General features: G+C 43.4%; 1 pseudogene. It reads left to right on the top strand.

The features are described 5' to 3' along the window. Window positions 1–190 (top strand): annotated as a pseudogene (locus AK963_RS36440) (IS630 family transposase); the annotation flags it as partial. Between the last annotated feature and the right edge of the window lie 151 nt (window positions 191–341).

Raw genomic sequence — 341 nt, forward strand, 5'->3', positions numbered from 1 at the left:
ACCATTCGCACCGGAGTTAAACAGCTCAGAAAGGCTATGGGAGTGGATGCGGGAGCATGACTTATCAAACAAAGCATTTTCAGGTTATGAAAATATTGTAGATTGTTGCTGTGAAGCTTGGAATAACCTTTGCAGCGAAGCTGGTCGACTGTTCAGTCTGTGCTCCCGTGATTGGGCAGTTATACAGTAGTTAGAAAATTCAATTGGTATTAGACGGCTTTAGCGGTTATTCAAATGTCTGTGCGTTTATGAACAGCGCTTTAAAAGGGCGCATAAAGCGCCCTCTCAAAGCACTGATTCACTTAAATGGGAAAAACCTGCCAATATGGGTCGCTTTACCA

Origin of the sequence: Endozoicomonas atrinae, from assembly GCF_001647025.1 — a bacterium.
GTDB lineage: Bacteria > Pseudomonadota > Gammaproteobacteria > Pseudomonadales > Endozoicomonadaceae > Endozoicomonas > Endozoicomonas atrinae.